The following is a 21,517-nucleotide window of genomic DNA, read 5'->3' on the forward strand; positions in this document are numbered from 1 at the left end:
CATACGTGTTTAACTGAAGTCAAACACATTTGTGTTTATTTTCCAAATATTTTTTTCTTGGCTGAAAATTTGTGCAAAAGAGACGACTTTAAGGGTGACGGGTAAAATTATTTACACGTAATTTGCATGTAAATTACGTGTAAGTGTTGCGGAAATGGGAAAGTGAAGCGGGTTAGGGCGTAAAAAAACCCGCCGTAGCGGGTTTAGTTGGGTGTTTTCAGTAGCTACTTTGGCGCAGTCTGCTTTGGTTGATTAAGTTTTTCCAATAACGCACGGGTAGCTTCATTTTGCTTTTGAATGGCTAGCTGTATTTCGTCACTTTGTTTCTTAATCTGCTCGCTTTGTTGCTTTAACTCAGCTTGACTCTGCGATAAATTTTTCCCAGACTCAAATGCCGCCAGCATTGTTTGTAGCGTCGCAATATTTGCGCCAAACAACCCAATTACTGTAGCTATGGCAGTAACAATTATTGTAGTTTTTAAGGATGAAATATCTTTCTTGCGCTCGCGCTTGTCTTCTTCAAGTCCTAATTCAATTTTGTCAAATGTCTTTTCGATTCTTTCGAAGCGAAAGGTGGCACTTTTTTCTCTTTCTTCTGATCTTGCCATTGCCTCATCAATTTTGCCTATCGCAGACGCAATTCGGCCGTCCATTCTTGCTTCAATGGCTTCAAGTTTTGCATTAAGTTCATCTTTTGACGGTGTATTCATGACGCCATCTTCACCAATTTTCTTTGTGGTGTCAACGCCTAACGTTTTTTTTAGTTTTGGTATGTTCGTATAATAATGGATGGTCTGCTTGGATCCCCCTGTAGAAGTTCTTATTTCTTGTTCTACTTGTTTTGGATGCAAACTATATTTTCTAAGAAGTTCGCTCGCCTCTTTGGTGCCTAATTCACGGCTCATTTTTTGAAATCTCCTTAAGAGTGCTTTCGAAAAAAGATTTCATGCTTTCACTAGATATTTTCCCGATAATTTTGTTTAAAAATTCCGGGTTATGCGCCCAAGCAAGCCTTGGCTCTTCAAAAGGATTCTCGATAATATTTTCGAATTCCTCAACAGAAAGATCCCACCATGAAATATGTCCACATGATTTACAAATGCTCGTGAACGCTAATAATTGAAGCTCATCAAGTGGCACAGTTGCTTGTGTACGAATTGAGTTTCTTGTCTCACGATTTACGTCCAAAAGCCATCTAATAAAATACTGCTCAATCGGCATTGAAAATGCAGACATCTGGAGCGCCGTAACAGGCTCTTTGCACGCAGGGCAGTTTCGTTTCCGTTGCCTAAATGGCTTCGATTCTTCTTTGTTTTCGGTTTCTTTCGTCATATATTCGTATCTCGATTCCAATTTATGTATGCGCAAATTACCTTGTTCGAAGTTGCCTCCTAAACTCCCAAGGCGCAACCGGCTCCCGATCACTCCAAAGTCCAATCTTCTTATCTCGCGCATCTGCCTCAATCGCTGGCAGCATCGAATCCTTGTTGTATTTCGGATAAACCCAAGCCATGCCTCGGCGAACTTGCTCTGTATTGGCTTCAACGTCATTGCAAAACACTACCGCAACAGTGCGCCCATATCGATCGACAGTCTGAGCCTCATAAGTCGCATCAGTTCCCCAGCAAATATCCGATAGTGACTCTTTGGACTTTTGCCCGAATGCTTGCTTCCTCTCTGGTGCGTCGATGTTGGCTAAGCGTATTTTCAGCGGCTTTCCTTCGACAAGCAGCGTCATTGTGTCTCCATCGCTGATTCCTACAACTTTGTGCGCATAAGCAGTGGGAATGCAAAGTGTCAAAAGTATTGAAAATATCAGCTTTTGCATTTGCGAATCACGCTCAATATTAATATTGGCGTAATCCCGTATTGATTTATCGGTCTGCCTAGTGATTGCCGTATGCCGGCTTTCATTGGGTCTAGATGCGCAGCTACTGATCCAATTTGCGAAAGATCAATTGCCGAATTATTTGCATCTGGTTTCGCATCAAGAACACCCATTACGTACCAGTTTCCTTGAATTTTCCCACCATGCTTCAACATCAGATCCCCGCTTGAAATAAGCATAGAGTCGGGCTTTAATGTGTACCAGCATTGAATGTCGTCTTCAGTTTTTATACTGCCTTGTATCAAGTGTGGCACGTGCTTGACCAGCTCCAAGATCATTTTAGAATCTCTTCTTGCGTTGTCAGTAAATGCTTTTCTGTCTTTTGGCGACTTCAGTTCGGCCTCATTCTTAATATTCATTTCTAGAATTGCTGGCCACATCTCTTTGAGCATTGAGAAATCCATCAGCGTGAGACTGCCATTAACCAACACCATCGACCCAAGGTCGGCATTTTTTATCTTCTCTTCTAGGAAGCCATTTTCCCACAGCGAATTCAGAACATCAGATGGGCGTGAATAGCTGGTATCAATCTGGTGCTCGATACCAGATTCGGCGCCACTCTCTCCAGTGTAGTCGCCTTTTAATACGCCAATGCTTGCGCCTCCTTTAAAGACATCTTTATCCGAATGCCTTTGGGTTTTTTTGGAGCTTGAAATTAAGCCATCGTTTGATAGCTGCGCATAAATGTGAGAAAGTCGTAACTGATCAATGTATAAAAAATTAAAGATCGATTCGACGTTTTGTGAGTTTTGTTCCGCGCTTGATGTCATCTTTTACTTTCGCAATGTGAGCACTTGTCTGAGCATGCGATTGTTTCAATGACTTGATGAGGGGATTTACAGCAACAGCAATATCTCTCTCAGCATTTTGCTGTGAGATAACTAGTTTCTTTAGCGAATCAAAGAATGTGCCGTTCATGACTCCATCTTAATCATTGATATTGAAAACCGCAAGTATTGTTATTTGTTAAGCAAAATCGCCCAGGAGTAGGGCGATTCTCAAAGCTAAATATTTTCTTATCGATCGAATTGGCAGTTTTAAGGCTTGACTCCATATTTCTTTATGAAGTTTTCTTCCATCATTTCACAAGCGCCTGCTATAAACCTTGCTTCTTCAGGTGTGTTTGACTTCTTTGCTTGATTTTCCCAGCAAAGACTTATCGCATCTCGATTGTTCGCCTTTTCTTTATCTTCAGGGCTTTGATTTAATCCCGCTATTATTAAAATAAAAATTACAGCGCCAATCATGATAAATACAGTCCTCATCTAACAACCTTTATAAAAATTTTAAAAACGCGCAGATGAGCTTTATGGCAATAACTGTGCCAGAAAGAATTATTTCTTACGATAACGACGATGCTCAACCATGGTTCCAATAATTTTCAACGGAACTATGTCAGAGTGCATAGGAGGGTAGTCGGGATTTAGGGGCAGCAAATCAAATACTGGATTGCCGTTTTCGTCGTATTTACCACGGGGGCGAAACTTTTTGAATGTCGCTTCCTCATGACCATTTTTTGCGACAACAAAATCGCCTGGCATAGGCTCTATCAATGGATCAACAATAATTCGATCACCTTCCTTGAAGTCAGGCAGCATTGATTCGCCACGAATTTCAAGCGCAAAAGCATTTGCACTCAAATCAATAAGGTCTGTTTGTAGGTACTCCGAAGCGTCCCCGATTTGATACGGGTCAACGATCTCAGCCATACCACCAGCCTGTACGTAGCTTATTAATGGAATGCGCCTAACACCCATGGATATGATTAATTGACCTTTAGAGTCAAGGGTTTGCGTATCGGCAGCTTCTGCAATTCCTTTTCCCTCTGCGAGCCATACCGGATTAACGCCTAATGCGGTTGCTATGGCTGTAATGCTTCTAGCGGTTAGACGAATCCCTGCCTCAAGGTTTCCAATTGTTGATTGCGAAACGCCAGATTTCTTGGCCAATTCAGCCTGAGATAAATTTTTTTGCTCCCTAGCCCATGCTAGGCGCGTTGCTAATGTTTTCATAACACGAATGTATTACATAACTAACTCACGTAGGTGTTGACATGAGAAACACGAACGTGTTTAAATGTGGCTATGGATACCCAAAAAATCACATCAGAACTACTCGCCTCCGGCTTGACTCAGCAGGAACTTGCGTCAATGGCTAAGTGCAGCCAATCGCTTATCAGCGCATTACTTCGCGGTGAGCGCGGCACTCGGCTTTCTTTTGAAATTGGCAATCGTTTGATTCGCTTGCATAAGCGTCGATGCGCTAAACGAAAAGACGAGGCCGAAGTAATCGCAGCATAAATAAAAATGTTTTTTCAATTTTTAAACCTTGTCTCTTTATTGAATTTGCAGTGAAAGACCCCTGATTTTTCACAGTATCAACTTAAAACTTTAGCTTGTCACATTTAAAAGAAAGAAAAAACAAATGACTACTCCACAAGACGCTTTTTACCAAACCTGCAAAAAATATCCGGGCGGATTTGAATCTCTCGCCCCACGCATGGGCATGAGCGGCCAAGTTTTGCGCAACAAAGCAAACCCAAACTGCGCACAGAATCACATCAATCTGTCTGATGTTGAGCAGATCATGACCTTGACCGGCGACTTATCCATTCTTCACGCGCTTGCAGAAGAGCAGGGGTGCGCGTTGGTAAAAGTAGATGCCAGCGGCAATGCTTCTGACCTTGCAGTTTTGGAGCTAGTGACAAAGGTATGGATGCATAACGGGAATGTCGGCGCGGAAGTCAGTCGCACATTGGAGGATGGTCGCGTTGAGGCATGTGAGGTTGAAAAGGTCGCGGAGGCTGTTTTCCGCACCACAGAAGCTTTGATGACTATGTTGGGGCGTTTGCGTGGGATGGCTGAAAAATGAGAACCCAAGTGCGCGATACATCAATTGATGCTTATCACGGCATTGGCAATGCTTACAAAGCGACTGTTTGCGATTCGATTTACTCAATCGTAGCTGAATCAAAATCTGCTTTGTCTCTGCGTGAAATCCAATCACGTTATAACGATCTATTCGAGGCGAATATTGACGTGTCAACGGTAAGCGCACGAGTAAATGAATTAATTACAGCGGGGCGGCTCGAGCGCACGGCGCCAATGCGCAAATGCAATTTCAGCGGCAAGACTGTTCATCCTGTTTCTGTTGTACCTGTTCAGTTGAGGCTTGTATGAAAGCCTTGGTCATGCGCAATCGTGCGATTCAAATGTCATCCATTGAGAAAGAGGCTGCAACTAAAGCGCTTCAAGAATGCATTCATGGCGTTGACGAAAAAAATCAGAAATCTTGGATGCGATTCTTACGCAATTTGTTTTCTCTCGAAGATGGGGAGATCGCTGAAATAGGCACACGCATTCCGCGCTCGGGACCTTTTCATCGTTTTCACATGGCGATGGAACAAGCTTTATTTGATGCGCAAGACCGCTTCAATGAATTCGAGCAGTTCCGCAACTGGCTCAAGATCGGCTCTGGTCATGTTGTTTGGGTACCAGGTGCCAAAGGTGGCATCGTTCCTTTGCCGAAATCAATCAGCTACATTGATTTAGAAGAATCTGCGATGCGCGAGTTTCATCAAAACATGCTGGCTTTCTTGCGTGGCGCACATGCAGCGCCTTACCTTTGGAAGCACTTAGGCGAAAAGTCTCACGACATGATGGCTTCGGTGCTTGTCGAGTTTGAAGATCGCTCTGTCGCGCGGAGGGCTGCATGAGATACCTATCAGTATGCAGCGGCATCGAAGCCGCGACGGTAGCTTGGCACTCACTAGGATGGACACCGGTAGCATTTAGTGAAATTGAGAAATTCCCTTCTCAGGTGCTTTCTCATCACTACCCAACAGTGCCTAACCTGGGCGACATGACGAAATTTAAGGAGTGGAATCTTGGAGCAATTGACCTTCTTGTCGGCGGAACCCCATGTCAATCATTCTCAGTTGCAGGACTTAGAAAAGGATTGGATGACCCGCGTGGCAACCTCATGCTTACCTACCTTGCCATTGCTGAACAATTTAAGCCCAAGTGGCTGGTATGGGAAAACGTCCCCGGTGTTCTGTCATCAAACGGAGGAAAAGACTTTGGTTCCTTGCTCGGAGGGTTGGCAGAACTCGGGTATGGGTTCGCCTACCGCATTCTTGACGCTCAATACTTCGGAGTTCCACAGCGCCGCCGCCGTGTGTTCGTTGTCGGATGTCTTGGAGACTGGCGAGCTGCCGCAGCGGTACTTTTTGAGCGCCACAGCTTGCAGGGGAATTCTGCGCCGCAGCGTGAAGCGGGGAAAGGCGTTGCCGGCACAATTAGCAAGTGCTCTTTCGATGGCGGCGCAGGAGGAAGACCAGAAGGCGCTGCCGCAGGGCATTTCCAAGTAGTTGGCACGCTAGGCGCAAGAACAGGCTTATCAATCGGTGCACAAGATGCTGCATGTGGTCACATGATAGCAACTTTCGATCGTCAATCATCAGGTGAATATGGGACTGCAAAAATCGCATCTACGGTAAGCGCGCGCGATTATAAAGGCGCTGCCGATTTAGTTACTTATGAAACTGTGCCAACCCTCACCAGCAACGGCGATGCACATTCTGGCTTCCGTGATGAACATGGCTTGGGGGTTGGCTGGTCAGAAGAATTAACGGCTTCAGTTGATCTAGCAGGAACCTTGCAACGCGGTGGTAATGGTGGTCGCCATGATGGCGTGATGGTTCACTCACAAGTGCGCAGATTAACCCCACGAGAGTGCGAAAGATTACAAGGCTTTCCCGATGACTACACGCTGATTCCAGTTGGCAAAAGGATTGCGGCTGATGGCCCGCGTTACAAAGCACTTGGAAACAGCATGGCTGTGCCGGTCATGCATTGGATCGGCGATCGTATTGCTCAAGTAGAGCAGATTTCTGACGCAAAGGTGGCCGCATGAAACGCTCAAGCACAGTAGCAGAAAAACGCCACATGCAGCGCGTAGCAGAGATGGGCTGCATCGTATGTTCGCACATCTACGATCACAAAGACACGCCAGCACAAGTGCACCACGTTCGCGTAAATCATGGTTGGGGTCGATCAAGTCACTTCATGACGATCCCTTTGTGCGTCGAACATCACACAGGAAAAACAGGCGTTCATTCAATGGGGCGCGATGAATTCGAATCGCTGCACGGGTACAGCGAATTGCGCTTGCTTGAAATCGTACAAGATAAATTAGGGGTTAATTGATGGAATGGTTCCGCATGTATTCAGAGTTCTGCTCTGATCCAAAAGTTCAATCAATGAGTGAAGCCATGCAGCGTCGTTTAGTCATGCTGTTATGCCTTCGTTGCAGTAACACCCTTGTAACGTTACATGATGATGAGATTGCATTTGCATTGCGTATTGATGAAACAGAGTTAGCGCAAACAAAGGAACTATTTCTGCGCAAAGGCTTCATTGATTCAACGTGGGAAATTCAGAATTGGGATAAACGCCAATTCGTCTCAGACTCAAGCGCACCAAGGGTTGCAAAGCACAGAGCGGCAAAAAAAGAGGCTCAAAATCAAGCAGAAAATGAATGTAACGTTACTGTAACGCCCCAGATACAGAACAGAACAGATACAGAACAGATACAGAACAAAGAAGAAATAAAACCTAGCGCCAAGGCGCAAAAGTTTGATTTTACTGCCAAGTTGATTGAGCTTGGTGCTGACGAAAAATCTGTTCGTGATTGGCTAGCTGTTCGCAAATTGAAGCGAGCAGCTAACACAGAAACCGTGATTGAAAACCTTGTTCGTGAGGCCGCAAAGGCGCAAGTATCCGTCGCAGATGCTGTCCTAATTTGCGCTACCCGCAGTTGGCAGGGGTTTGAGGCTGAGTGGCTAAAGCCAAAGGCCCAAGCGTCGCCAGTTCGTGATGGATCAAAACTCGGTGTACATGGGCAAGCCACAGCAAACGCAGCACAAAAATGGTTGGAGAGCAAAAATGCAGGATAACGATCAAGTGAAATTTGTAACGATTTTGACCGGCATTGCCGACTACTACGGCAAAACTTTGGCGCAAGGCGTTATCGAGTTGTACTGGCAGGGATTGCGCCAATACGACATTGAAGCCGTGGAAAAGGCGCTTTGGGAGCATACGCAAAATCCAGACAACGGCCAATTCATGCCGAAAATCGCAGATGTGACGCGAACACTGCAAGGCAGAACTCAAGATCAGGCGTCAATTGCCTGGTCAAAAGTTGATGCCGCAGTTCGAAAGATTGGCACCTATCGCGATGTCGTTTTCGATGACGGAATTATTCATCGCGTTCTGTCAGATATGGGCGGGTGGATCGGTCTTGGCATGAAAACAGAGGACGACTGGCCATTCGTAGCGCGTGAGTTTGAGAATCGGTATCGAGGCTACAAGCTGCGTGGCGAAGTCCCTGAATATCCTCCCTTAATGCTTGGAATTGCGAATGCTCAGAATGCAATGAGCGGCATGCAGGGGCAAGAGCCAGTGCTGATTGGTAAAGCTGAAAAAGCACAACAGGTTCTTCTTGGCGGAACAGATAAACCAATGATTGCGATGACCGATGCATCTGAAAAGCTTCCTGAATTTAAACCAAGGTTGATCGCCGCATGACCGAATGCATCAAATGCCAAAACCTAGACCTAAAAGCAGATGAGCGCATGACTAAGGTCGGATTTAGTCGGTGCAAGAAGCTGTCAGCGTATGAGTTTGTGAGTATCAAGCGCGACATTCATTGCAGCGATTACAAAGAGGATAAGCCTGAAGTGATCGAAAAGCGGATTGCATGGAGGGCTCAACGTGAGGCATGCAAAACGTACTGATGAAAACCATGCAGAAGTAAGAGACGGTTTGAGAGCGCAAGGTTACGAGGTGTACGACTTTAGCGCGGTAGGCGGTGGAGTGGCAGATTTGGCGGTAAAGATCAGCACAACGATGTCGGTATGGCTTGAAGTTAAGCGCGACAAAAAAGAAAAGCTGACCGACAAAGAAGTGATTTTCAAAATGCTGTGGTTTGACTGTTACCGAGTGGTGACAAGTGTCGATGAAGCCGTGGCAGCGATAGAACAAACGAAGATCAAATTTAAGGAGTTGTGATGGCAAAGCGAGGTGAAGTTAAAAAGCCAGAAGACAAGGCAATCGCAACTGCAAAAGCAATGCGAATTTATGGACGCGCACGCGCACGAATAGCCTTCTTCTTTATCGGCGGAAAACTGTTTGGGTGTCAGGCCGATAAGCCAGTATTTGAAAAGCGCGTAAACCAATATTCATCAACCTTAGTCGGCATTTACGACATAAATCGCGACTATCGGGAAATTCTCGATGATTTAGACGCTTATTACGCAACGTTTTTAGATGTGGTTCAGGTGCCGAAGTTCACGGGTTTGACGAATAGCGGCGATTTTAAATCTATTTCTTGAGGTGAATTATGGGCATTGATACTTATTTGACGGTTGCTTTCTGGCTTGGAATTCTTGGGTTATTAATTAGAAGTAGTCAAGTAATTGGAAAACACCCGCGAAAAGTTGAGCATGAGGTTGGCGGCGATGTGTTTGGTTTACTTATCGCAATAGCCTTCTTTGTTTGGGTTTGCTTTCTCAAGTTCGGAGGGTGAGCGCGTGAACAAAGCCGAAAAGAAGCTAGTAAAGCACCTAAAGGAAATGGCAGAGGGAATCGAGCGCGGTGAAATCAAAGTGCATACGGTAAGTGCAACCATTGGTGATCCGATTTCAATTGGCGAAAAAGGCTCGGTAAATATGCAGATTCTGAGCTTTGAGTTTTATCGCAAACCTAAAGGCAAAGCCACATGACCATCTACCCACAAGGACGCTACAAAGACCCGCTAGAGCAGATGATCAAGCGCGAGTCTGTGACCTGTAAAGGCTGTATTTATTCGCGGTCTGAGCAGGTATTCGACAAGGTAATCATGATTTGCAGCAAGGGACGAAAGCACGGTAAGAAGTGCGTTAATTATAAGGAGCGGGAATAAATGAACAAAGAAAACGCAAAAGACTACCTACCACTAGTGCAGGCATTAGCAGAGGGTAAGACGATCCAAAGGATTTACGGGCGCGATTATGAATGGACTGATGTTGGCGAAATCAACTTTGAAATACCTGTTTCTTGGCATCGAATCAAGCCAGAGCAAAAGAAACAATGGTATCGAGTGGCGCTATTTAAAGACGGGTTAACAGATACGGCAGATAATTTGATGCATGAAGTTATTTTTAAGGATCATAAAAATTTCGTTCGCTGGCTAACAGACCGCATTGAATACACTCTGCCAGAAGGTGACGCATGAAAACAATTGACCAGTTAGAGCAAGAAGCCAAGCAAGCGCGAGAAGTAGCTCAGGATGAATTTATTGACAATTTTGTGTTTTCAGAAGAGTCATCAAGAAAGCTTGTTGATAAGCTCATAGAAGCATCGGTCGCAATGGTCACATATCAATTTGCGCTAGGTATGCAGGAAGTATCAGGCGATGGCAGCGGTGAGGCTTTGCCGGAAGCACACCAAGAAGAGCGCGATAGTGATGGGTGGGTTGAATGGAATGGTGGTGATTGTCCGGTTCAGTCATTTGAAAAGGTCGAGGTAATGTTTAAGGGGCAAACCATAGAAAATAAAATAGATTTTGCTGGAAAACTAAGCTGGCAACATCATTCAAACCCATGGCCTGTGTTTAGCAGAAATATCATTGCTTATCGTATTTCAAAGTAGAGGGGCTGAAATGACATCAGAAAAGAAAAGCGTTCAATTGGCTATTTTAGTAGGCGAGCTTAAAGAGAACTTGATTGCGCATATTGAGATCGAGCAACTTCAAGCGCGACTAATTCGTGAGAAGTATTTAGCCTTAGTCAAGAATGGATTTACTGAAACCCAAGCATTGGAGCTATGCAAACGATGAGCCAATCACCAATAGACCGAATCAAAGACGACCTGCGATTTTGGGCGGCGATCACGGAGGAGCGATCTAACCTCGGTTATCCAAAGTCGTACTCAATCAATGAGCGAGTGCAGGCTAACCGAAGCACAGATACTTACGTTGCCGAGGAATTGCCAGAAGAAGTGCAGCGCTTAATGATGCACTTACACAGCTTTGCGCCAGCATTCGTCGCAGTAGTCACGCTGGAATACAAAGATAAGCGCCCACAGAAGACCAAGGCGCAACTGCTAAATCTCACACGTGAGCGCTATTCGCAACGACTAGCTTTCATGCATGAGAATTTGGCTCATTGTATGTATGGATAACACAACACTTTGTGACACAAAATAGATGTTGATGAGCTGTGTCACAAGTTGTACCATGTTTTCGCTAGTGTTGAGTTTTGCGCACTAAAGAAATACAAAGCCTCGGTTCTTAATTGAATCGGGGCTTTTTTACATCTAAGCCAGTAAGGATTGCGGGTTCGCGGTCGCTGGTATAGCCGACTATTAGTTGCGTGTGGCAAGCGCTTAACGGATCAATTAGCCTAGAAAACTCCTTCCACTGTCACGGTGGTTTATAGCTTGCTTCGGCAGGCTTTTTTATTTGTGGTTACGCAACTCAGATACAAGAGCTTTGATTAGCGAATCGATCTAGACAATCGAGTCTGATGTTTGCGTATTACGGTATGGCGCTCACGACACTCAAGACAAGACTTAAAGCTGCTTCACTAGGCCGTGTAAGCGTGCTTGCGACAAAGGCAGGTGCAACCAAACGCGAGACAGGTAGAACGTGGCAGCGTAAGCGCGAGAGCGTATTACTTGGTTCTGATTGCATGTGTGCATTGTGTAAGACGGCAGCAGCTACTGAGGTTGATCACATTGTTCCACTTGAGCAAGGTGGAAGTAATGACGAAATAAATTTACAACCGCTCTGTAAAGAGTGTCATCAGGCAAAGACTAAGCAAGAGATGCGAGCGAGACTCGGGAAGATGTAGCAAGTAATAGGCTCACTTAGGTGGGCTTTTTTTACGTCCCAAATAAACAAAGCCCAGTAACGCGTCAACGCTACTGAGCCTCTAATCAACTGCAATATCTGAGGTATCACAGTGACTGAAAATAATTATACATCACGCTTGTGTAGCGTAGCCAACTGCACATCTGCGATTAAAGGTTTGGGCTACTGTTCAAAGCATTACATGCAGCACAAGCGCGGCGGTGTCAAGGAGCCAGCAAGTGTATGCAAGGTATGCGGCGCAAGTCTGCAAGGTCGCATGAGCAATACTGTTTATTGCAGCAAGCTTTGTGGATTGAGGCAGTTTAAAGGGATAACACTGGCATCCATAAAGACATATCTCGATAACAGGCTGGAAGCTCGGCAAGTTAAGGCGCAGCAACGAGAACAGAAGAAAGTTGCGAGAGAAGAGGCGCAAAGAATAGTGGCCTTGAATAAGCAGCTTAAAGATGCTCATTCAAGGATAAGGGCTAGCAAACCATGTTTAGGTTGTGGTAATCCGGTAGGCACTTCGATTGGAAGACCAAAGGATTATTGCTGCGATAAGTGTAAGCCAATAACAGAAGCGCACAAGGCTTCCAAGCTAAAGCAAAAGATTATTAGAGCATACAAGAAAAGAGTAACAGCAGTTGAAGCAGTATCTCCAATGAAAGTATTTAAGCAGGCTAACTGGAAGTGCCAATGGTGTGGAGTTGATACGCCAAGAGAGAAGCGCGGAACATATGAAGATTGCGCTCCTGAATTGGATCACATCATTCCATTGAGTAGAGGTGGATCGCACACATACGCAAACGTTCAATGCTTGTGTAGGAAGTGCAACGGACTTAAGGGAAACAAAGACACTCCCCCGCCGCACCTTCAGTCTCTGGAAGGTATTGAGACTGAAAACCGACTGTTTCCTCACGCAGAGAATAAATCCCCTTTTTTAATATAGGAAATCAGCAAATGGTAGGCGTTGCAGGAAGGAGCGGAGGTGCGCGCGCAAATTCTGGCGGGGCTAGACCTGGTGCGGGGCGCAAGCCAAAAGCAGTTGTTGAGAAATCAGCAAATAAGCGAGGTGCCAGTGTAGAAACAAAGCTTGAGCCTCAAGCGCATGGCGGCGCATTAAAGCGCGAAAAGTCAGTTCCGGTGGAATTGCCAGAGCGCGACATGCTTACTTTGCTGAAGGATATTGCTCTTGGTAGGGTGGAAGCCTCGGCAGGGCAGATTAGAGCGGCGATTGCTGCGGTTCAGTACACTCATGTTAAGCGTGCTGATGGTGGCAAGAAAGAAGAAGGTCAAGAGGCTGCGAAAAAAGCAGCAGCTGGAAAATTCGCGGCAGCTTCCGCCCCTAGATTGGTAGCTAACGGTGGGCGCAAGGTCTAATGGTTGAATGGTCAACGGCGTGTCCTGATTGGGCTGACCGAATTAGGCGTGGTGATTCAATAATTCCACCGCCAATTTTCGAAGATCAGGCAGAGCAAGCACTTGCCATTTTCAAAGAGCTGAAGATTGTAGATGCACCTGGTAGCCCGACGTTTGGCGATTCATGCGCTGAATGGGTTTTTGATTTGGTGCGCAGCATCTTTGGCGCATACGAGGAAGAAACTGGACGGCGACTCATTGTTGAATGGTTCATTCTGATTCCAAAGAAGAACAGTAAATCAACAATTGCTGCGGGAATAATGCTTACGGCTGTAATCCTGAATTGGAGACAGTCGGCAGAGTTTTCGGTATTAGCCCCAACGGTTGAAGTGGCGAACAATGCGTATGCACCAGCGCGTGACATGGTGCAAAAAGATGATGAATTAGATGTCTTAATGCATGTGCAATCGCATGTTAAGACGATCACGCACCGGGAAAGTGGCGCCACATTAAAAGTATTGGCGGCAGATCAGAACACGGTCGGCGGCAAAAAATCTGTTGGAACCCTTGTTGATGAGTTGCATTTATTTGGCAAAATCAGCAGCGCAGAAAATATGTTTCGCGAGGCATTGGGGGGTAGGGCTTCGCGCCCGGAAGGGTTTGTAATTTGGCTATCCACTCAATCAGATGAGCCGCCTGCAGGAATATTTAAGCAAAAGCTTGATTATGCACGCAAGGTTCGTGACGGTGAAATAGTTGACCCGGGCTTTGTGCCTATCATTTTCGAGCATCCACCTGAAATGGTGAAAAATGGCGATTGTCTGAAGCTCGAAAATCTAGCAATGGTCAATCCCAACATAGGGTTTTCTGTTGATAACAATTTCCTAGAGCGCGAATACAAGATTGCTCATGATGCTGGCGGCGATTCGTTCCGTGGCTTCATGGCGAAGCATGGCAACGTAGAAATAGGAATCAATCTGCGCTCGGATCGCTGGGCTGGCGCAGATTTCTGGCTACAGCAAGAAGACAAAACGATCACGCTGCAATCGCTGATTGACCGGTGTGAAGTAATTTGCCCGGGCATCGATGGCGGCGGTCTTGATGACTTGCTAGGCGTAACAATTGGCGGTAGAGAGAAAGATACTCGGCGCTGGCTCACATGGTCACATGCTTGGGCGCATAAATCTGTTTTAGAGCGCAGGAAATCGGAGGCTTCAAAGTTCGATGATTTCGTGCGTGAAGGCTCTTTCACTATCGTTGAAAACGTTGGCGATGACATTGCCGAAGTCGCTGAAATTATGTCGATGGTGTACGAGTCGGGCAAGTTGGACAAAATCGGCACTGACCCGCACGGGCTAGGTGGCATTCTTGACGCGCTGGCAGAAGCAGGAATACCCGAAGACAAGATTATAGGTATTTCGCAGGGGTGGAAACTTGCGGGGGCCATTAAGACAGCAGAGCGAAAGCTTGCTGAAAAGGTTTTATGGCATGGCGGCACATTGCTAATGGCTTGGTGTGTTGGTAATGCAAAAGTTATCCCGCAAGGTAACGCAGTAAATATTACAAAACAGGTTTCAGGCTCGGCAAAGATCGATCCTTTGATGGCTTTATTCAACTCAATCACATTGTTATCGCTTAACCCCGAGGGGCAGGGCGGTTCATTCTGGGATAACTAAATTGAAATTTCTTGATCGTATATTGGGGCGTAAGTCTGCCCAGCTCAGTTACGACCAGGTCGCGGATTTAATCGGCGGTCATGGTGGAGTGACAATTGCTGGCGTATCGGTCAACGAAAAAACCGCTTTACAAGTATCTACTGTGCTGGCATGCGTGAAAGTTATTGCGGATGGGTGCGCAACTCCACCATTGCACGTTTATCGTGAAATCAAGGACGGTGATCGAGTAACGCGCCAAAAAGCAATGAATATTCCTGAATATCGTCTATTAAATCGACGTGCTAATGAGTGGCAAACGTCCTTTGAATGGCGCCGTTTGATGACTGTTCACGCTGCTTTGACTGGTACTGGTCTATCAATAAAGGTTCGCGGCGATAACGGGCGCGTCCGTGAATTAATTCCTGTTCCGCCAGATCAATGGACGATGCACAAAATATCTCGTTATGAGATCCGCTATCGCTGCTATGACGAATTTGGGTTGATTGGCGAGTTTAAGCCAGAAGACGTTTTCCTTATCCATGGTGTTCAGTGGGATTGGGCGTCAAGTATGGATGCCGTTGCTTTGGCTCGATCTGCAATTGGTCTTGCCATGGCTACAGAGCAAAGCCAAGCAGCGATGCATAAAAATGGCTTGCGTCCGAGTGGTACTTATTCAGTGGAAGGAACATTAAGCGCTGAGCAACACGAACGCTTAACGGCTTGGATTAAGAAGAATTCAGGCGTAAGCAATACAGGCAATCCACTTGTAATGGATCGCGGTGCAAAGTGGCTTAGTACATCAATTAGTGGCGTTGATGCTCAGCACGTAGAGACTCGCAGGCTCCAAATTGAAGAAGTATGCCGTGGCTACGGCGTGTTCCCGATCATGATCGGACACAGCGACAAGACAAGCACATTTGCAAGCTCTGAGGCTTTCTTTGCCGCGCATTTGATCCATTGCCTAGCACCTTGGCATCGTGCATGGACGCAAAGACTCGATGAAACCTTGTTGGATGGTTCGGGGCCATTGTTTGCAGAGTTTGACACTCGCTACATGCGTGCTGGCTCCATGAAAGACCGTGCTCAATGGGCTAGAACGATGGCTGAAATGGGCATTTATACCAGAAATGAAATCCGCGACGAAGAAGGAAAAGACCCATTAACCGGACTCGATGAGCCGCTTACGCCTTTAAATATGACGCAAGGCAAAGGAACAAATGATGCAAACACTGCCAATCAAGACGTTACCGCTTGATCAAAAAAATATGAAGAATCCAGCCAGTAAAATCAATGCGCCACATAAGAAGATGAGTGCGCCCGAGAAAAAAGATGTTTCTGGTGGCCGCGAAACTAGATCGTTTTCTTTGCAAATAAAGTCAACTGGTGAAGATGGCACGATTGAGGGTTACGGCTCCGTGTTTGGCGTTCGCGACAATTACGATGATGTGATCTTGAAAGGTGCGTTCACCCAAAGCCTAAAAGAACATAAGGCAGCAGGAACAATGCCGGCAATGCTTTGGCAGCATGATGCCGATGAGCCCATCGGTGTTTGGACTGATATGGTCGAGGATTCAAACGGCTTGCTCATCAAAGGAAAGCTTGAGCTGAACACTACAAAAGGCAAAGAAGCTCACGCCCTGTTAAAAATCGGCGCACTGAACGGTCTTTCAATCGGCTTTGTTTCAAAGTCTTGGGATTACGCTACCGTTGACGGCGCCGATGTTCGCCGCCTAAAAGAAATTGACTTGTGGGAAGTGTCTATTGTGACCTTTCCCGCGAATCAAAAAGCTCGTGTAACCAATGTCAAATCATCTGATGACATGGCTACACCAAAAGATGCTGAAAGAATCTTGCGTGATGCAGGTTTCAGCAAGTCGGACTCTACGGCATTTGTGTCGCGAGTCATGCGGATGGGAGAAGTGCGGAGAGATTCCGTTGATTCGACCGCCGTGGCAATGAAGGCAGCAAACAAGCTGCTTAATTCCCTCACATCCACTAAAGGAAAATCATGAAAACTATTGATAAGCACTACAGCGCATTCCGCGCAAAATTGGCAATGTTGACCGCAATCGGTATTGCGGCGGCATACGAAAAACGCGAAGACGTTAGCATTAAGAATGTCGCTGATTCACTCGATAAGATCGCCACAGCTTTTGACGAGTACAAGAAGACTAACGACGCTCGCTTAGAAGCGATCAAGTCTGGTAAGTCTACCGCCGATTTTGACGCCAAATTGGCGAAGATAGATGAAGCAATTGATTCTTTGAACGAGCAAAAAAGCCGTTTGGAGAAGATGGAAACCAAGCTTGCACGCCCAGGTGTTTTCCATGAAGAAAAGCAAAGCAACGAAACACGCGAAGCGGTTGAATATCGCCATGCATTCTTGGATTGGATGCGCGCACCTTCTGATCATGAGCGTCAACAAAAGGCGAGTGCAGCAGCAAAAGCGCTTGAGGCTAAATCAAAGGCAGATGGCCGCGAGACTCGTTCTACTCAAACTGTAACATCTACCGGTTCTGCTGGTGGCTTTGCTTTGCCTGAAATCATCGAGCGTCAAATCCAGCGTTTGAGCGTTGATATTTCCCCTATCCGTCAAATCGCAACGGTTCGCACTGTTGGTAGCGTCGACTATAAAGAGCTGTTCGATGTAAATGGCGCTGGCTTTGAATGGGTTGGTGAGACTGACCCTCGCAATCAGACAAATACGCCAGACTTGGCAGAAGTTGCGCCTACATTCGGCACGGCATCTGCTAAACCCCAAGCATCTGAAGAATCCTTGGATGACTTGTTTTTCAATGTCGAAGATTGGCTGATTAACTCTGCCGCTGAAGCAATGGCACAAGGTGAAGGTATTGCATTCGTCTCTGGCAACGGCACTAAAAAGCCTACAGGCTTTTTAGCGGGGCCAACTCCAGTAACAACAGCAGATTCAGCGCGTGCATTTGGTACGCTGCAATACATCGCATCAGGTCAAGCGGCTGCATTGCCAACATCTGCCGATATTTTCTACGATCTGATCTACTCTTTGCGTGCACGCTATCGTGCAAACGCTCAGTTCGTTACATCTAAATTGGTATTGGCCGCCTTGCGCAAATACAAAGACAGCCAAAATCAATATTTGTGGCAACCAGCTCTGACAGCTGGTCAACCAGCTACATTCATGGGTTATGGCATCACAGAGGCAGAAGATATGCCTGCGGTTGGTGCTGGCGCATTCTCCTTGGCTTTCGGTGACTTCAAAGAAGGTTACTTGATTACTGATCGTGTTGGTATGCGTATCACTCGCGATGAAATCACTACACCTGGCTTCGTGAAGTTCTATGTTCGCAAGCGTGTTGGCGGCAAGTTGCGCAATACGCAGGCAATCAAGCTGTTGAAAATCGCAGCTTCCTAATCTAAGCCTGAATTAAGCCAATCAAAAAAAGCCCCAGCAATGGGGCTTTTTCTTAGGAGTAGTAAATATGAAAATCATAATTCTGCAAGACTTTACTTACTGGCACAACGGTTGCAATCGCGTTGACTATGTTGCTGGCGATGAAATTGACACCGAAGATTCAGAAATGGTGAGCGTTGCGGTAGGCGAAGGTTGGGCGAAGGCTGACGATGCGCAGCAGAAGTCAGCCGAGCAAACTCCAGCCGAGCAAACTCCAGCCGAGCAAACTCCAGCCGAGCAAACTCCAGCCGAGCAAACTCCAGCCGAGCAAACTCCAGCTAAGAAAACAAAATCCAGCAAGGAATAAAGATGTCCTTACGTCTTCACACAGCGCCAACATTAAAGCCAGTGACTCTCTCAGCGATACAAGAGCACTTGCGCATTGATGCTGGTGTTGAAGAGTCGTTAATTGATGCCTTAATCGATGCAGCAACAGCAAGCGCAGAACACATCATGGGGCGCGCAATCATGCCGCAAAAGTGGCAATTGATGACCAATTCCTTCGATGATCTGCTGCTGAAAATGCCAACCGTCACGGCTGTTGATTCTGTGAAGTACGTGAACACGTCAGGCACTTTGACAACGCTCGATCCAAGTGTGTATCAAACTGTTTTAGGTAGCGACTACGAAGCCTCGGTGCAACTCGCTTACGGTCAATCGTGGCCTGAAATCCGAGATCAGGCTGAAAGTGTGCAGGTCATATTTTCATGTGGCTATGCTGATGCTGCAAGTGTTCCTGCGCCTATCGTGGCATGGATCAAATTATGTGTCGGCGCATTGTTCGCGAATCGCGAGCTTGAAACTGACCGTCAAACATATTCGCTCGGCATTGCTGATCGAATGCTTGATCGTTACAAGGTCTATGCAATATGAAAGCGGGTTTGCTTAATCGGAAGATCACAATTCAGAGTTTTGGTCCGACTCAAGATTCAATCGGGCAGGAGATACAGGATTGGGCGCCATTTGCGACCACTTGGGCAAATATCAGGTTTCTAAATGGCGTTGAGTCGGTTAAAGCTGATGCAGAGGTAAGTGTATCAAAGGCATCTATTCGCATTCGCTATCGCCAAGACATTACCGAAGCAATGCGCGTTGTTTATAACGGCATCACGTATCAAATTAAAGCAGTATTGCCAGATGAGGTGGGTCGCGATCACGTTGATCTGTCTTGTGAGGTGGTCAAGTGATGAACATCAAAATGGATACGTCTGGCTTTGTAAGTGCCTTGCGCAAGAAAGCTGGCGAGATTCAGGCGGCAACGCGACCAGCGGCGCAAGCTGGCGCACAAGTTATTTATGATCAAGCGCGGCTAAATGTTCCGGTAAGTAGCGGCGCTCATTTTTTTTACGGGACCTCGTATCAGAAGACTGGAAAGAGATATTTCTTTTCGCCCGGTAATCTGCGAAATTCGATTTACCAAGTCTATTCCAAATCCAATAGCGGAGAAAACAAAGCAACGTATCACATCAGTTGGAATCATACGAAAGCACCTTACGGATTCATGGTTGAGTTCGGCACAAGCCGCGCTCCCGCGCATCCATTTCTCGGACCTGCTATCCACGACAAGCAAGACGTGGCAGCAGCCGCAATGAAAACAAAATTTCTAGGTCTTGTGAAATGACTTTCGAAGTTGATTTGTACGCGGTCATCAAGACTGTTACGCCAAAAGTATATCCCGATGTGGCGCCAGAAGGCACGACAGCGCCTTATGCAACATGGCAAGGAATCGGCGGTAAGTCGATTAGGTTTCTAAATAACCAAGCAGGTGACAAGCGCAATACCTTGATGCAAGTCAGCGTGTGGAGCTTAACGCGACTTGAGGCATTAAATTTAATTCGGCAGATTGAAGATGCGCTGTGTGCTGCGAGTCAATTTGTCTGCACACCCGAAGGTGAGCCGCTGTCAATGAAAGAGCCTGATACGGGGCTCTACGGTTCAGTTCAAAGATTTTCGATTTACAGCAACAGATAAGGCGAAAGCCAACCAGTTAAGCCACCTTCGGGTGGCTTTTTTATTGCCCGTTATGGGCGCAACCGACCGCTGAAAGGCGGTTTTTTTTCGTCCAAAGGAACCAAAATGGCTTATTTTTTCCCTGAGGGTAGCTCTCAGCAATTCTCAAATACATTAGCTGCGGCAAAGACAATTACCGCAATCACAAACGCCAATCCAGCTGTAGCAACGTGCACGGCTCACGGCTACTCAACAGGCGATGAAATCTTGCTGACTTCTGGCTGGGAGGACGCAACTGATACCGTTTGGCGTGTCACAAGCATTGATGCGAATAGTTTTTCAATTCAAGGTTTGGACACTACTAATACTGGCTTCTATCCAGTTGGCACCGGTGCTGGTACCGCGCAAAAAATAAGTGGCTGGACAACCATTCCGCAAGTTTTAACAATCAGCGGTTCAGGTGGTGATGCCCGTTTCACTGATGTGAATCCATTGTCCAAGCGTAACGGCATCAAGATCCCAACTGGTTTTAATGCCACGTCAGTGACCTTGAGTCTCGCCCACGATGCAAGTCAAGCGAACTATATCACCATGGTTGGCATTAGCCGCAATTTGTCGAAAGTCGCTTTCAAGCAAGTTATTTCTGGCGGCGCGGTGACGTATGGCTACGGCTATATGAGTGTTTCTGAAATGCCAAAACTCAATAACAACCAGGTGAATACCGTCGATGCCGCATTGACGATTCTCGGTCGTTCCATCTCCTACTAATCGAGCGGAAGCTCTCCTTTGCACTGACCAGATCGCCGTCTTCCTTTCGCGGGGAGCGGTGGTCTGGCACAGGCTTTTTTATCTCGCGAAAGTAAAAAATCATGGCAAAAATTATCCTCGGCAAACGCCCAAAGAACTTCAAAAAAACGATCACTGTAACGATGCTGGAAGGCGGCGAAGGCTCGGTAGAAATGAGCTACAAGTATCGCACTCGCACAGAGTTCGGTACTTTCATTGATGAGTTATTCAACGACGCGGGCGTAAAGCCTGCAAGTCAAGACGATGCAGATGTGAAATTCAGTCTCGCTGAGGCGTTAAAGAAAACTCTCGACGTCAATGCTGACTACATCATGAAAGTGGCTGATGGCTGGAATTTGGATATTGAGTTCAGCCGCGACAGCGTTGCTCAGTTGTGCGATGAATTGCCAGGTGTCGCTTTGCAGATCATCGATTCATATCGTTTGGCGATCACTGAAGGTCGCTTGGGAAACTAAGAAGGGTCGCGGCGGCTTTCTATTCAAGCGAAGAAAAAGCCGCTCCGGCAAATGCATTTCTCGCCGCAATCGCGGC

General features: G+C 46.4%; 37 protein-coding genes. 30 read left to right on the forward strand and 7 right to left on the reverse strand.

Translation table 11 applies throughout. The features are described 5' to 3' along the window. Positions 1-224 precede the first annotated feature (224 nt). The 6 genes from KDM92_RS12615 to KDM92_RS12640 all read right to left on the reverse strand — a co-directional run bounded on the left by KDM92_RS12615 (position 225) and on the right by KDM92_RS12640 (position 3,900). On the reverse strand, positions 225-905 hold the full coding sequence (locus tag KDM92_RS12615) for a hypothetical protein (RefSeq protein ID WP_212684817.1): 681 nt from the start codon (positions 903-905) through the stop codon (positions 225-227). Further along, positions 895-1,332, reverse strand: coding sequence for a hypothetical protein (locus tag KDM92_RS12620; RefSeq protein WP_212684818.1), 438 nt, complete (start codon positions 1,330-1,332; stop codon positions 895-897). Before KDM92_RS12620 ends, KDM92_RS12615 begins: the two co-directional genes overlap by 11 nt. Before the next feature lie 37 nt (positions 1,333-1,369). After that, entirely contained in the window at positions 1,370-1,738 is a 369-nt protein-coding gene (locus tag KDM92_RS12625) for a thermonuclease family protein (protein ID WP_230408337.1), read from the reverse strand. A 77-nt stretch (positions 1,739-1,815) separates the two neighbouring features. Next, complete coding sequence (locus KDM92_RS12630) at positions 1,816-2,658, reverse strand: DUF6414 family protein (RefSeq protein ID WP_212684820.1); 843 nt, start codon at positions 2,656-2,658, stop codon at positions 1,816-1,818. Positions 2,659-2,925: 267 nt separating this feature from the next. Continuing rightward, a complete protein-coding gene (locus tag KDM92_RS12635; RefSeq protein WP_212684821.1) occupies positions 2,926-3,135 on the reverse strand; it encodes a hypothetical protein in 210 nt (69 codons plus the stop codon). Between the two features lie 87 nt (positions 3,136-3,222). Beyond that, a complete protein-coding gene (locus tag KDM92_RS12640; RefSeq protein WP_212684822.1) occupies positions 3,223-3,900 on the reverse strand; it encodes a LexA family protein in 678 nt (225 codons plus the stop codon). A gap of 72 nt (positions 3,901-3,972) precedes the next feature. Between KDM92_RS12640 and KDM92_RS12645 the strand changes: the two genes are divergently transcribed. The 17 genes from KDM92_RS12645 (at position 3,973) to KDM92_RS12725 (ending at position 11,780) form a co-directional block, all read left to right on the forward strand. After that, positions 3,973-4,188 carry a helix-turn-helix domain-containing protein gene (locus tag KDM92_RS12645; RefSeq protein WP_212684823.1) on the forward strand — a complete coding sequence of 72 codons (216 nt, stop codon included), beginning with the start codon at positions 3,973-3,975 and terminating at the stop codon, positions 4,186-4,188. A gap of 124 nt (positions 4,189-4,312) precedes the next feature. After that, entirely contained in the window at positions 4,313-4,759 is a 447-nt protein-coding gene (locus KDM92_RS12650; protein ID WP_212684824.1) for a phage regulatory CII family protein, read from the forward strand. Then, on the forward strand, positions 4,756-5,067 hold the full coding sequence (locus KDM92_RS12655; RefSeq protein ID WP_212684825.1) for a hypothetical protein: 312 nt from the start codon (positions 4,756-4,758) through the stop codon (positions 5,065-5,067). Before KDM92_RS12650 ends, KDM92_RS12655 begins: the two co-directional genes overlap by 4 nt. Further along, positions 5,064-5,603, forward strand: a complete 540-nt coding sequence (locus KDM92_RS12660) for a hypothetical protein (RefSeq protein ID WP_212684826.1) — start codon at positions 5,064-5,066, stop codon at positions 5,601-5,603. Before KDM92_RS12655 ends, KDM92_RS12660 begins: the two co-directional genes overlap by 4 nt. Beyond that, on the forward strand, positions 5,600-6,802 hold the full coding sequence (locus KDM92_RS12665; RefSeq protein WP_212684827.1) for a DNA cytosine methyltransferase: 1,203 nt from the start codon (positions 5,600-5,602) through the stop codon (positions 6,800-6,802). Before KDM92_RS12660 ends, KDM92_RS12665 begins: the two co-directional genes overlap by 4 nt. Continuing rightward, positions 6,799-7,095, forward strand: coding sequence for a Ref family recombination enhancement nuclease (locus KDM92_RS12670; RefSeq protein ID WP_212684828.1), 297 nt, complete (start codon positions 6,799-6,801; stop codon positions 7,093-7,095). Before KDM92_RS12665 ends, KDM92_RS12670 begins: the two co-directional genes overlap by 4 nt. A gap of 65 nt (positions 7,096-7,160) precedes the next feature. Continuing rightward, positions 7,161-7,844 carry a hypothetical protein gene (locus tag KDM92_RS12675; RefSeq protein ID WP_212684829.1) on the forward strand — a complete coding sequence of 228 codons (684 nt, stop codon included), beginning with the start codon at positions 7,161-7,163 and terminating at the stop codon, positions 7,842-7,844. After that, entirely contained in the window at positions 7,834-8,475 is a 642-nt protein-coding gene (locus tag KDM92_RS12680; RefSeq protein WP_212684830.1) for a DUF6475 domain-containing protein, read from the forward strand. Before KDM92_RS12675 ends, KDM92_RS12680 begins: the two co-directional genes overlap by 11 nt. 186 nt (positions 8,476-8,661) lie before the next feature. Then, entirely contained in the window at positions 8,662-8,958 is a 297-nt protein-coding gene (locus KDM92_RS12685; protein ID WP_212684831.1) for a hypothetical protein, read from the forward strand. Continuing rightward, positions 8,958-9,281, forward strand: coding sequence for a hypothetical protein (locus KDM92_RS12690; RefSeq protein ID WP_212684832.1), 324 nt, complete (start codon positions 8,958-8,960; stop codon positions 9,279-9,281). Before KDM92_RS12685 ends, KDM92_RS12690 begins: the two co-directional genes overlap by 1 nt. 8 nt (positions 9,282-9,289) lie before the next feature. Further along, complete coding sequence (locus KDM92_RS12695) at positions 9,290-9,475, forward strand: hypothetical protein (RefSeq protein ID WP_212684833.1); 186 nt, start codon at positions 9,290-9,292, stop codon at positions 9,473-9,475. 4 nt (positions 9,476-9,479) lie between these two features. Beyond that, positions 9,480-9,671, forward strand: coding sequence for a hypothetical protein (locus tag KDM92_RS12700; RefSeq protein WP_212684834.1), 192 nt, complete (start codon positions 9,480-9,482; stop codon positions 9,669-9,671). A gap of 179 nt (positions 9,672-9,850) precedes the next feature. Then, positions 9,851-10,162: a hypothetical protein gene (locus tag KDM92_RS12705; protein WP_212684835.1), complete on the forward strand. Its 312-nt coding sequence runs from the start codon at positions 9,851-9,853 to the stop codon at positions 10,160-10,162. Beyond that, positions 10,159-10,578, forward strand: coding sequence for a hypothetical protein (locus KDM92_RS12710; protein ID WP_212684836.1), 420 nt, complete (start codon positions 10,159-10,161; stop codon positions 10,576-10,578). Before KDM92_RS12705 ends, KDM92_RS12710 begins: the two co-directional genes overlap by 4 nt. A 10-nt stretch (positions 10,579-10,588) precedes the next feature. After that, positions 10,589-10,765, forward strand: a complete 177-nt coding sequence (locus tag KDM92_RS12715; protein ID WP_212684837.1) for a hypothetical protein — start codon at positions 10,589-10,591, stop codon at positions 10,763-10,765. Further along, a complete protein-coding gene (locus tag KDM92_RS12720; protein ID WP_212684838.1) occupies positions 10,762-11,109 on the forward strand; it encodes a hypothetical protein in 348 nt (115 codons plus the stop codon). The genes KDM92_RS12715 and KDM92_RS12720 overlap by 4 nt, the downstream gene beginning before the upstream one ends. Positions 11,110-11,453: 344 nt before the next feature. Next, positions 11,454-11,780, forward strand: coding sequence for an HNH endonuclease (locus KDM92_RS12725; RefSeq protein ID WP_212684839.1), 327 nt, complete (start codon positions 11,454-11,456; stop codon positions 11,778-11,780). Between the two features lie 223 nt (positions 11,781-12,003). On the opposite strand, the gene KDM92_RS18970 is transcribed toward KDM92_RS12725, so the two are convergent. Next, positions 12,004-12,093 carry an SWIM zinc finger family protein gene (locus KDM92_RS18970; protein ID WP_212684942.1) on the reverse strand — a complete coding sequence of 30 codons (90 nt, stop codon included), beginning with the start codon at positions 12,091-12,093 and terminating at the stop codon, positions 12,004-12,006. Here KDM92_RS18970 and KDM92_RS12735 point away from each other — a divergent pair. The 13 genes from KDM92_RS12735 to KDM92_RS12795 all read left to right on the forward strand — a co-directional run bounded on the left by KDM92_RS12735 (position 12,057) and on the right by KDM92_RS12795 (position 21,441). Next, positions 12,057-12,731: an HNH endonuclease gene (locus KDM92_RS12735; protein WP_212684840.1), complete on the forward strand. Its 675-nt coding sequence runs from the start codon at positions 12,057-12,059 to the stop codon at positions 12,729-12,731. The genes KDM92_RS18970 and KDM92_RS12735 overlap by 37 nt on opposite strands. Positions 12,732-12,742: 11 nt before the next feature. After that, a complete protein-coding gene (locus KDM92_RS12740) occupies positions 12,743-13,162 on the forward strand; it encodes a hypothetical protein (protein WP_212684841.1) in 420 nt (139 codons plus the stop codon). Continuing rightward, positions 13,162-14,817, forward strand: a complete 1,656-nt coding sequence (locus KDM92_RS12745) for a terminase large subunit (RefSeq protein WP_212684842.1) — start codon at positions 13,162-13,164, stop codon at positions 14,815-14,817. Before KDM92_RS12740 ends, KDM92_RS12745 begins: the two co-directional genes overlap by 1 nt. A 1-nt stretch (position 14,818) precedes the next feature. Beyond that, positions 14,819-16,051, forward strand: a complete 1,233-nt coding sequence (locus tag KDM92_RS12750) for a phage portal protein (RefSeq protein WP_212684843.1) — start codon at positions 14,819-14,821, stop codon at positions 16,049-16,051. Next, positions 16,017-16,808 (forward strand): HK97 family phage prohead protease, encoded by a 792-nt coding sequence (locus KDM92_RS12755; protein WP_230408338.1) that lies wholly within the window; start codon positions 16,017-16,019, stop codon positions 16,806-16,808. The genes KDM92_RS12750 and KDM92_RS12755 overlap by 35 nt, the downstream gene beginning before the upstream one ends. Then, entirely contained in the window at positions 16,805-18,190 is a 1,386-nt protein-coding gene (locus tag KDM92_RS12760) for a phage major capsid protein (protein ID WP_212684844.1), read from the forward strand. Before KDM92_RS12755 ends, KDM92_RS12760 begins: the two co-directional genes overlap by 4 nt. A gap of 67 nt (positions 18,191-18,257) precedes the next feature. Then, on the forward strand, positions 18,258-18,536 hold the full coding sequence (locus tag KDM92_RS12765) for a hypothetical protein (RefSeq protein ID WP_212684845.1): 279 nt from the start codon (positions 18,258-18,260) through the stop codon (positions 18,534-18,536). A 2-nt stretch (positions 18,537-18,538) separates the two neighbouring features. After that, the gene (locus KDM92_RS12770) at positions 18,539-19,102 is read left to right on the forward strand and encodes a head-tail connector protein (protein WP_212684846.1); all 564 of its coding nucleotides are present in this window, start codon (positions 18,539-18,541) and stop codon (positions 19,100-19,102) included. After that, entirely contained in the window at positions 19,099-19,416 is a 318-nt protein-coding gene (locus KDM92_RS12775; RefSeq protein ID WP_212684847.1) for a phage head closure protein, read from the forward strand. The genes KDM92_RS12770 and KDM92_RS12775 overlap by 4 nt, the downstream gene beginning before the upstream one ends. Further along, positions 19,416-19,850, forward strand: a complete 435-nt coding sequence (locus KDM92_RS12780) for an HK97-gp10 family putative phage morphogenesis protein (protein ID WP_230408339.1) — start codon at positions 19,416-19,418, stop codon at positions 19,848-19,850. Before KDM92_RS12775 ends, KDM92_RS12780 begins: the two co-directional genes overlap by 1 nt. Next, entirely contained in the window at positions 19,847-20,200 is a 354-nt protein-coding gene (locus tag KDM92_RS12785) for a DUF3168 domain-containing protein (RefSeq protein WP_212684848.1), read from the forward strand. The genes KDM92_RS12780 and KDM92_RS12785 overlap by 4 nt, the downstream gene beginning before the upstream one ends. 105 nt (positions 20,201-20,305) lie before the next feature. Then, positions 20,306-20,947 carry a phage tail tube protein gene (locus tag KDM92_RS12790; RefSeq protein ID WP_212684849.1) on the forward strand — a complete coding sequence of 214 codons (642 nt, stop codon included), beginning with the start codon at positions 20,306-20,308 and terminating at the stop codon, positions 20,945-20,947. A gap of 101 nt (positions 20,948-21,048) precedes the next feature. Further along, complete coding sequence (locus KDM92_RS12795) at positions 21,049-21,441, forward strand: phage tail assembly chaperone (protein ID WP_212684850.1); 393 nt, start codon at positions 21,049-21,051, stop codon at positions 21,439-21,441. Positions 21,442-21,517 lie beyond the last annotated feature (76 nt).

Origin of the sequence: Affinundibacterium baiyunense (assembly GCF_018139645.1) — a bacterium.
GTDB lineage: Bacteria > Pseudomonadota > Gammaproteobacteria > Burkholderiales > Burkholderiaceae_D > Undibacterium > Undibacterium baiyunense.